The 8663-nt window shown below is 36.2% G+C and carries 12 protein-coding genes; 5 read left to right on the top strand and 7 right to left on the bottom strand.

What is annotated here, in order from left to right; translation table 11 throughout:
- Positions 1-251: 251 nt before the first annotated feature.
- The 6 genes from B4W83_RS06610 to B4W83_RS06590 all read right to left on the bottom strand — a co-directional run bounded on the left by B4W83_RS06610 (position 252) and on the right by B4W83_RS06590 (position 3759).
- Positions 252-554 (bottom strand): hypothetical protein, encoded by a 303-nt coding sequence (locus B4W83_RS06610; RefSeq protein ID WP_000424403.1) that lies wholly within the window; start codon positions 552-554, stop codon positions 252-254.
- Between the two features lie 332 nt (positions 555-886).
- Positions 887-1192 carry an SPAR17_0115 family bacteriocin-like peptide gene (locus B4W83_RS06605; protein ID WP_000424423.1) on the bottom strand — a complete coding sequence of 102 codons (306 nt, stop codon included), beginning with the start codon at positions 1190-1192 and terminating at the stop codon, positions 887-889.
- Between the two features lie 183 nt (positions 1193-1375).
- A complete protein-coding gene (locus B4W83_RS06600) occupies positions 1376-2278 on the bottom strand; it encodes a hypothetical protein (RefSeq protein WP_000984724.1) in 903 nt (300 codons plus the stop codon).
- On the bottom strand, positions 2275-2478 hold the full coding sequence (locus B4W83_RS06595; RefSeq protein WP_000525455.1) for a hypothetical protein: 204 nt from the start codon (positions 2476-2478) through the stop codon (positions 2275-2277). The genes B4W83_RS06600 and B4W83_RS06595 overlap by 4 nt, the downstream gene beginning before the upstream one ends.
- A gap of 7 nt (positions 2479-2485) precedes the next feature.
- The gene (locus tag B4W83_RS13145) at positions 2486-2638 is read right to left on the bottom strand and encodes a hypothetical protein (protein WP_153299949.1); all 153 of its coding nucleotides are present in this window, start codon (positions 2636-2638) and stop codon (positions 2486-2488) included.
- A 509-nt stretch (positions 2639-3147) separates the two neighbouring features.
- Positions 3148-3759, bottom strand: a complete 612-nt coding sequence (locus B4W83_RS06590) for a hypothetical protein (RefSeq protein WP_000733993.1) — start codon at positions 3757-3759, stop codon at positions 3148-3150.
- Between the two features lie 649 nt (positions 3760-4408).
- Between B4W83_RS06590 and B4W83_RS06585 the strand changes: the two genes are divergently transcribed.
- The gene (locus tag B4W83_RS06585; protein ID WP_001268181.1) at positions 4409-5272 is read left to right on the top strand and encodes a helix-turn-helix domain-containing protein; all 864 of its coding nucleotides are present in this window, start codon (positions 4409-4411) and stop codon (positions 5270-5272) included.
- A gap of 50 nt (positions 5273-5322) precedes the next feature.
- On the opposite strand, the gene apf is transcribed toward B4W83_RS06585, so the two are convergent.
- Complete coding sequence (apf, locus tag B4W83_RS06580) at positions 5323-5943, bottom strand: aggregation-promoting factor (protein ID WP_000836439.1); 621 nt, start codon at positions 5941-5943, stop codon at positions 5323-5325.
- A 241-nt stretch (positions 5944-6184) separates the two neighbouring features.
- Here apf and sdaAB point away from each other — a divergent pair, with 241 nt between their 5' ends.
- The 4 genes from sdaAB to B4W83_RS13400 all read left to right on the top strand — a co-directional run.
- Positions 6185-6856 (top strand): L-serine ammonia-lyase, iron-sulfur-dependent subunit beta, encoded by a 672-nt coding sequence (sdaAB, locus tag B4W83_RS06575; protein WP_000838912.1) that lies wholly within the window; start codon positions 6185-6187, stop codon positions 6854-6856.
- Positions 6857-6864: 8 nt separating this feature from the next.
- A complete protein-coding gene (sdaAA, locus tag B4W83_RS06570; protein WP_000500040.1) occupies positions 6865-7737 on the top strand; it encodes an L-serine ammonia-lyase, iron-sulfur-dependent, subunit alpha in 873 nt (290 codons plus the stop codon).
- 21 nt (positions 7738-7758) lie between these two features.
- Entirely contained in the window at positions 7759-8391 is a 633-nt protein-coding gene (locus B4W83_RS06565) for an HAD family hydrolase (protein ID WP_000200880.1), read from the top strand.
- Between the two features lie 49 nt (positions 8392-8440).
- Positions 8441-8663, top strand: a 223-nt coding sequence (locus B4W83_RS13400; protein WP_345694213.1) for a hypothetical protein, incomplete at its 3' end; no start/stop codon positions are given.

Below are 8663 nucleotides of genomic sequence, written 5' to 3'. Positions count from 1 at the left end.
CTTCGTCAGTCTTATCTACACCCTCAAAGCAGTGCTTTGAGCAACCTGCGGCTAGCTTCCTAGTTTGCTTTTTGATTTTCATTGAGTATTAGCAACAATATAGATAAGAAAGGCAAACATGATTACCAGATAGCTCACTATAAGGAAAACATGCTTAAAAATACTAGTATCAAATAAACTCACGATAGCTAATAATAGATTCATAATAAATACTATAGTCGCAAATAGTTGTACTTTTTTATCTTTCATAACTAGTCCCAGCCTAAATTACTTTCCAATATCCTACCGAAATTATAGCCGGTAATATAGCCTGACATATAACCTGTTGCTGCACCACAAGTAGCTAAAATGAATGCATAGCTAACTGTACCAATAACTGGTAAGGTTATTGTCCCTAGTGCTGCACCAGCTGCCGCTCCAGTTATAGCTCCTGCTATTCCGCTTGCGACACCACCTACACCTCCACAAAGCAAGGCAAGCCACCCTTCACCATCAAGATACATCATCTCTTCTTGCTCAATAGCAACATAGTTGTTTGGTAATACGAGTTCCATCAAAATTCTCTTTTTTATTAATCATGGTTAGGATAGTTTCCTAACAAGTGATCGCAGGCTTTGTTTAGTTACCTAAATTAGACTTCCTTCCTTTATCTTATTTTAAATATTTAAAACCAGTTACTGCTTGAAGCTTAACAGTTTACTTAATTCAAATAACAGCTAATCACTGATTCCCTAATTTTATCAAATATACTAATAACAACAATTGTGATACGATCATCATTATAAGAACAACATTTAACGAATCAAAGTTTTTCCGAGATAATAATAAAGCAACAGCAAGCAGTATTATTACTAAAGATTGAATAACTACTATTACTCTTAACATTTTATCCTCTACCAGTAACCAAAGCATAGTATCTATTTTCAAAACCGAGCATAACTATTGCACCTATTGCTCCAAATGCAACCAGCATTGCTCCCCTAATACCCCACTTATTTTTTTGATAATCAGAGTTTTTATATCCTGAATAGTAGACTCTTTCTCCTAACACATATCCTGTGCTATACGATGCGCCACCAATTGTGATAGCCAAGGCAACAATGGCCGAAATTGACATTGGTTCTCCGCCATCAAGATACATCATCTCTTCTTGTTCAAGATCAACATAATTATTTGGCAATACGAGTTCCATTTGTTTTCTCCTTTTTTATTAAGCATGGTTAGGATAGTTTCCTAACAAGTGAGCATCGACTTTGTTTATAGCACTTAGTTACCTAGATAAGATACTTTTTTGCCTAATCATATTCTATAGATGAACAGATTTGCAAACCTAATTAGTTGAAATTATTTCATTTGTTGTACGAACAGTATGAATCTAGATTATCTTCTTATTACTAATCAATATCCTTCGTGATTTTATCTTATCATACTCTCTATTCATACAGAAATTAAAATTATTTCTTAACCAACTTGTATAATAGAAAAAATCTAGTTGATTGATTCTGATGAGCCGTATTCTAATTTTATCAATCTTTTCTTGCCAGTTATTATTGTTACTAATAGAAATCTCATACAGCAGTAACTCGGCAAGACCTGTACACAGAAGGGTGTTCTGAGAATCTTCGATTTTTTTCAAAATATCCTCAAAGATCTCGCTATCCGTTAAAAAGGTAGATTGGTTAATCGCATCATACAGCAGAATACACATTAAGTCAGAATAATTTAGCTCTGATTTTTGTATTTTATCCTTTAAAGTATTGCTCAAATCCCTGTCAAACGAATCTTCTTTTTGCCATTTATTTTGATTGAAAAGAAATTCCGTCTTATTAAAAACGATATGGTTGATATCCATTATATTCCAAAAAAATATTGTAGTAAGCACGATGAGGGCAGAAGGAATTTTTAAAATAAATACTAGAATAATAGCTATTTCAAGAATAAAACTCCATATAATCCTCGATTTTAAATCATCAGCAGACAAACTTTTACGGTGGAATGAAAAATAGGGTGAGAATCGCACATTTACTTTCTTCTTTCCTGTAAAAATAAAAGGAAAAATTGTAATAAGACCTTCTTTCTTGTATACATCTTTCAATGCATATACTAGGTCTAAAACTATTTTTGAGAAAATCAAGCTACAGAAAGTAAGACCCATACTGATAACAAAATCAAGGGGAATTTCTAAATTCAATGGCAAGTTATTCACTAAGACATGCAACTCTAACCACAAGCCTAAAAAAGGAAGCATTAGTAAGAAAACAATTAGTTTACGCATCATAATTTTACAGCACCCTTATCTTTTTTTAATTTTGCATAAACTATCATTGCTATGGTTAAAATCAAAAATATTAAATTAATCATAATGATTAATTTCTTTAGTTCCTCATCAACATGATCATATGCTAAAAAAGTTACAGAGGAAATTAGTAGAAATGCCAAAAATACAATAACAAAAATTTTTTCAATTTTCATACCCATTTTACAATCACCTTAAGTCGTTTAAGTTTAGATCTCTGCGATGAATATCATTATTTGCCCAAATTGTTGTGATTGCATCACCAATTGACATCCAAGTTGCAAATCTGTTAATAGCAGAAGTTGCAAAACCTGCTTTATTGATAACAACTTTAGTCATCATCGTCTCTATAAAAATATTTTCTATACACTCTTGATAATACCAAAATTAATGTCAATATCATACCAAGAGCTATAATAATAGAATTTATTAGATTTATTTTAGTATATCCCAATTTTACCTTTCGTCTTAACAATCCACTAACAAATCTATTTACTTCTCTTTTTTTTGAAAAATCTTGACAGCAAATTTACTCCACTTAATGCTACTAAGATTTCAATGGTAGCATTCCCACAAGAGAAAAATGCAAACTGACAAAGTTCCTACTAAAACACTATCCTCCCAGCAAATAGAGAGTCAGCAGAAATAAAACAACCGAGATTGGCAGAAAAGCAGCATGATTTGTTTTACAAAAAATAGAATAACAAAGACTACCTATCGAAAATGTCAGAATAACTTCAATAGTTATCTTTAAAGCAGGATAATATATATTTTTAATAAAAAAAATTAAAAGGATAAAAAATACCAATGAACTAAGAACAGATTTGATATAAAATTTTAAATGAGTCATATTATGGGATATACACGTTATAAGACAAACTAATGCCAGGTATGTGATCTCCTAGATGCAAGACAGTTACACCATTTTCAACACCCCATTTAGCTAATGCTGCAGCAGAAGCTGTTACAAGCGCAGCAACACCAGCTCCCCACGGTCCTGCCGCTGCTAATTCCTTAGCATACCAACCAAAATAGCCACCTGCAAAAGCCGCAGCAGCCCATCCATTCATACTTCTAATTTTAGGACCAAGATTAATATACAAACCGACAAATCCTCTAAATTGAGTTTTTCTCACATCTAATTCTGCAATAGATAATATATCTTCAGCTTCCTGCTCAGTAATCTCTAAGTCTTCCATTAACTGTTCTTTAGTTGCGTATAAAACTGGATCTCCATATTCATTTTTCGAAAAATAATTTTCTAATTTCAAAGCAACTTCTGTCAATTTTTTATCATATGAATACTGTCCGTAATTTGTAATTATATTTATATCTGCGGAAGTAAATTCATCCACCTTATCTGAACTACTTATATTAGAAATCGTAGATGCATTAGCAAGTGTTGGAGCCACTGCTCCAAATAATGATAATGCTACTATAGATGATGTTATTAATTTTTTCATGTTATTCTCCATAATTCTTAAAAAATCTAACAAAATAAGCAACGCTAAGTTTATATTGTGTATCAAAACAAGAAACAAGTATTATTCAAATCGAATATTGAAAACGATTGATTTCAGTTATTTATGGTAATTTACTTTATAGAGTTAATCTACTATAACTAATATCGTCTTTATTATCCCATTTACAATACACATATTTTAATATTATTATTTATTAAAACTTCTATGAAATAATGTAATAAACTAAAAATCAAAATTATAATGAATTCAAATTTATAGAATAACTACCTTAAAACGAAATTAACATTCACAGAAAATCTTATGTAATTACTAAATAATCCATTGGACTCATCTTCCTTTCATTTTTGCAACTAGCGCATTATATCGGCCATTTCCATGGGAAAACCGTAGCAATGCTAAATAAGAAAGCAAGAACAACTAAAAAGCGAAAAACTTTTTTATTCATACTTTTTCCCTCCTATCCATATTTTGTATCTATAGTATACCTCTTCTTTATTCTATTTTAAAATTAGTTAACTTTTTTCACACATTATTTTAGTTTTCTTTTTTACTATTCCTGTTACTATGATACAATATTTTTAACAAAATTTTATTGTTTGTTAACTTTTTTCACGAAAAGGAGAAAATCATGCGTTATGATTTCGGAAAGGTCTATAAAGAAATACGTGAGTCAAAGGGGCTGACCCAAGAAGAGGTCTGTGGAAATGTCCTCTCAAGAACCAGCCTATCAAAGATTGAAGGCGGTAAAGCAACTCCCAAATATGAAAATATGGAGTTTCTTCTCCAGCAAATCAATATGAGTTTTGAAGAGTTTGACTATATCTGCCATCTCTATCAACCAAGCCAACGAACAGAAATCATGCAAACCTATCTCAATATGAGCTCAATCCTAGGGACTAGTGAACTCGAAAAACTATTTCAAAAATGCCAAAACTATCTCAAGACCCATCATGACCTCTCTATAGAAGAGATCAGGGATATGCTGGAAGTTGTCATTCATATCCGTCAACATGGTACAGAGCAACTGTCAGACCAAGTAAAACAGACTATCAAAAAGCTTTGGGAAAAAATTGAAAAACAAGATACATGGTATGAAAATGACCTAAAAATCCTCAATACCATTCTTTTCAGCTTTCCCATTGAACACCTCCATCTCATCACTGGAAAAATCTTGCAACGCTTGGAAGTCTATAAAAACTACCAACATTTATATGACTTACGAATGGCAATCCTACTCAATCTGTCCACCATTTACTTATACCATCAAGACAAAAACATGTGTCAACAAATCTGCTATACTTTACTAGAGGATGCCAAGAAAAAGAAGCACTACGATAGACTTGCTATCTGCTATGTCCGTATCGGGATTTGTAGGGATGACGCTAGACTTATCCAAAAAGGTTTCTCACTTCTAGAGCTGACCGAGGAAACTTCTATGCTGTCTCATCTCAAAAAAGAAGTAGAGATCTATTCTCAACCGAAGGAAATATAAAAAGTCGAGGGATTTCCTCGACCTTTTCATATTATTCTGTTCGTTATTTCTTAATACCAGCCGTTGTTAAGCCAGAAGTTTTTAGCAGCAGTCCATGAACCGTAACGTCCTGCTACATAGGCATCTGCTACACGTTCTTGGTTTTCAGCTGAGTAGTCACCGTTCAAGTATGAATCGGTCAATTGGTAACGTCCGATGTAACGTCCGTTTGTAGCTGTGTAGCTACCGCCTGATTCTTTTTGAGCGATCCATTCTTTAGCTTCTGCTTCAGATCCGCTTACAGTTGAAGCAACTGTTTCTTCTGCTACTGTTTCACTTACTACTGGAGTTTCTTCCTCTACCTCTGTAGTTTCTGCCACTGGAGCTGAAACAGCCTCATCTTGAGCTGCTGGAGCTGCATAAGTCGTTGAAGCTGGTGCTACTGGCGCTACAGGGCCATCGATAACCAACTCTTGATCAACATAAATCAAATGAATGTTATCAATGTGGTTGTTTTCTGCCAATTTTTCAACTGTTGTGTTGTGAGTTTCAGCGATTTCTGAAAGTGTATCACCTTCTTTAACAGTGTAAGTTGATGATTCTTGAGCAGATACAAATGATGGAGCAAATACTGCAAACAAGGCAGCTACTCCTGCAAGAGTTGCTTTAATCTTTTTAGTTATTGATTTCATATTCGAAAATTCTCCTTCTTTCTATAGTTCTATCATACCCTTTAAATATTACCGTTTCTTGACACTTTTATGTAGAAATATTACAAAATTATTTTTTATTTCCCTAAATAAGGTGTTTTTTGTCATAAAAGATACTATTTTTATGCTATTTGAGGTATTAGAAAGGTTTTCATCCACAATTAAAGCCAAGCCCCTCATTCTTTGATATAATAGAGATAAGAATTTTTATAAGGGGAAACTGATGAAATCACTTCGTTTTCAATCTGTCTTTGATATCATCGGACCAGTTATGATTGGCCCATCTAGTAGCCATACCGCTGGTGCTGTTCGTATTGGGAAGATTGTCTCTTCCATTTTTGATGATACTCCGACAGAAGTTGAATTCCAACTTTTTAACTCATTTGCCAAGACCTATCGTGGTCACGGGACAGACCTAGCCCTTGTTGCAGGTATTTTAGGCATGGATACAGATGATCCTGAAATTCCAAACAGTCTGGAGATTGCTCACAAGCGCGGTATCAAGATTGTCTGGACTATTCAGAAAGACAGCAATGCCCCTCATCCAAACACCACTAAAATTACCGTTAAAAATGCCCATAAAACCATCAGCGTGACTGGTATTTCTATCGGTGGAGGAAATATTCAGGTTACCGAACTCAATGGCTTTGCCGTCTCTCTCAATATGAATACACCGACTATCATCATTGTTCATCAAGATATTCCAGGTATGATTGCCCTCGTAACAGAAGCCCTTTCACGCTATGGTATCAATATCGCCCAGATGAATGTTACTCGTGAAAAAGCTGGTGAAAAAGCCATTATGATTATCGAAGTCGACAGTCGCAACTGCGATGAGGCCATCGAAGAAATTCGAAAAATCCCTCATCTCCATAATGTCAATTTCTTTAAATAGGAGGAAGCATGTTTTATTCTATCAAAGAATTGGTCGAGCAAGCAGATCTGGACTTTCAAGGAAATGTCGCAGAACTCATGATTACAACAGAGTTTGAATTGACCGGTCGCGAACGTGAAGAAGTCTTCCTTCTCATGGAACGCAATCTGGAAGTTATGAAAGCCTCTGTCCAACTTGGCCTCAATGAAAATAAATCTCGTAGTGGCCTGACAGGTGGAGATGCTGCCAAATTGGATCACTACATCAAAAACGAAAAAACTTTATCAGATTACACGATTCTCTCTGCTGCCCGAAATGCTATCGCAGTCAATGAACACAATGCTAAAATGGGCTTGGTCTGCGCTACTCCTACCGCAGGAAGTGCCGGTTGTCTCCCTTCCGTTCTCACTGCTGCTATTGAAAAATTAGACCTCAGCCACGAGCAACAATTGGATTTCCTCTTTGCTGCTGGTGCCTTTGGACTAGTCATCGCAAACAATGCCTCCATCTCAGGTGCTGAGGGTGGGTGTCAAGCTGAAGTTGGTTCAGCCTCTGCTATGAGTGCTGCCGCCTTGACTCTGGCTGCAGGTGGAACACCTTATCAGGCCAGTCAAGCTATTGCCTTTGTCATTAAAAATATGCTAGGCCTCATCTGTGACCCTGTTGCAGGTTTGGTCGAAGTTCCCTGTGTCAAACGTAATGCCATGGGAGCTAGCTTTGCTTTCATCGCAGCAGACATGGCCTTGGCAGGTATCGAATCTAAAATCCCTGTGGATGAAGTGATCGATGCCATGTACCAAGTAGGAGCAAGCATGCCAACTGCCTTTCGTGAAACAGCTGAAGGTGGACTCGCTACCACCCCTACTGGTCGTCGCCTCCAAAAAGAAATTTTCGGAGAATAAGTTTATCAAATAGGAGAAACCATGACCTCTATCACAGCGATTTTTTTCGATCTGGATGGAACCCTCGTCGACAGTTCTATCGGAATTCACAATGCCTTTACCCATACCTTTAAGGAGCTGGGGGTGCCTAGCCCTGATGCCAAAACGATTCGTGGTTTTATGGGACCGCCCCTCGAAAGTAGTTTTGCGACCTGCCTGCCCAAAGAACAAATCGCTGAGGCTGTGCAGATATATCGTTCTTACTACAAGGCAAAAGGCATCTATGAAGCTCAACTATTTCCTCAGATTGTAGACTTGCTTGAGGAGTTATCAAGCAGTTATCCACTCTACATCACCACGACAAAAAATACTCCAATCGCTCAAGACATGACTAAAAACTTGGGAATCCATCATTTCTTTGATGGCATCTATGGTTCCAGCCCTGAAGCACCTCATAAGGCAGATGTCATTCGCCAGGCCTTGCAGACACATCAACTAGTCCCTCAACAAGCCATCATCATCGGAGATACCAAGTTTGATATGCTTGGAGCTCAAGAAACAGGCATTCAGAAATTGGCCGTCACTTGGGGATTTGGAGAGCAAGCAGATTTGCTCAACTATCAGCCTGATTATATCGCCCACAAACCCTTAGAAGTTTTGGCGTATTTTCAATAGCATAGACTGGGTAACAACTCCATTTCAGAAGAAAATGAAGTAATACTCAATGAAAATCAAAGAGCAAACTAGGAAACTAGCTGCGGGCTGCTCAAAACACTGTTTTAAGGTTGTAGATGGAACTGACGAAGTCAGCTCAAAACACTGTTTTAAGGTTGTGGATGGAACTGACGAAGTCAGCTCAAAACACTGTTTTGAAGTGGCAGATAGAACTGACGAAGTCAGCTCAAAACACCGTTTTGAGGTGGCAGATAGAACTGACGAAGTCAGCT

It is taken from the genome of Streptococcus pseudopneumoniae ATCC BAA-960 = CCUG 49455 (assembly GCF_002087075.1).
GTDB lineage: Bacteria > Bacillota > Bacilli > Lactobacillales > Streptococcaceae > Streptococcus > Streptococcus pseudopneumoniae.
This window is presented reverse-complemented; position numbering and strand designations above follow the sequence as displayed.

Bases quoted from the DNA above. Each gene is read 5' to 3' on its own strand.
- B4W83_RS06585 (WP_001268181.1), top strand. From the start codon at position 4,409: ATGCGTTATGATTTCGGAAAGGTCTATAAAGAAATACGTGAGTCAAAG.
- B4W83_RS06600 (WP_000984724.1), bottom strand. From the start codon at position 2,278: ATGATGCGTAAACTAATTGTTTTCTTACTAATGCTTCCTTTTTTAGGC.
- apf (WP_000836439.1), bottom strand. From the start codon at position 5,943: ATGAAATCAATAACTAAAAAGATTAAAGCAACTCTTGCAGGAGTAGCT.
- B4W83_RS06605 (WP_000424423.1), bottom strand. From the start codon at position 1,192: ATGGAACTCGTATTGCCAAATAATTATGTTGATCTTGAACAAGAAGAG.
- B4W83_RS06610 (WP_000424403.1), bottom strand. From the start codon at position 554: ATGGAACTCGTATTACCAAACAACTATGTTGCTATTGAGCAAGAAGAG.
- B4W83_RS06565 (WP_000200880.1), top strand. From the start codon at position 7,759: ATGACCTCTATCACAGCGATTTTTTTCGATCTGGATGGAACCCTCGTC.
- sdaAB (WP_000838912.1), top strand. From the start codon at position 6,185: ATGAAATCACTTCGTTTTCAATCTGTCTTTGATATCATCGGACCAGTT.
- B4W83_RS06595 (WP_000525455.1), bottom strand. From the start codon at position 2,478: ATGGGTATGAAAATTGAAAAAATTTTTGTTATTGTATTTTTGGCATTT.
- B4W83_RS13145 (WP_153299949.1), bottom strand. From the start codon at position 2,638: ATGATGACTAAAGTTGTTATCAATAAAGCAGGTTTTGCAACTTCTGCT.
- B4W83_RS06590 (WP_000733993.1), bottom strand. From the start codon at position 3,759: ATGAAAAAATTAATAACATCATCTATAGTAGCATTATCATTATTTGGA.
- sdaAA (WP_000500040.1), top strand. From the start codon at position 6,865: ATGTTTTATTCTATCAAAGAATTGGTCGAGCAAGCAGATCTGGACTTT.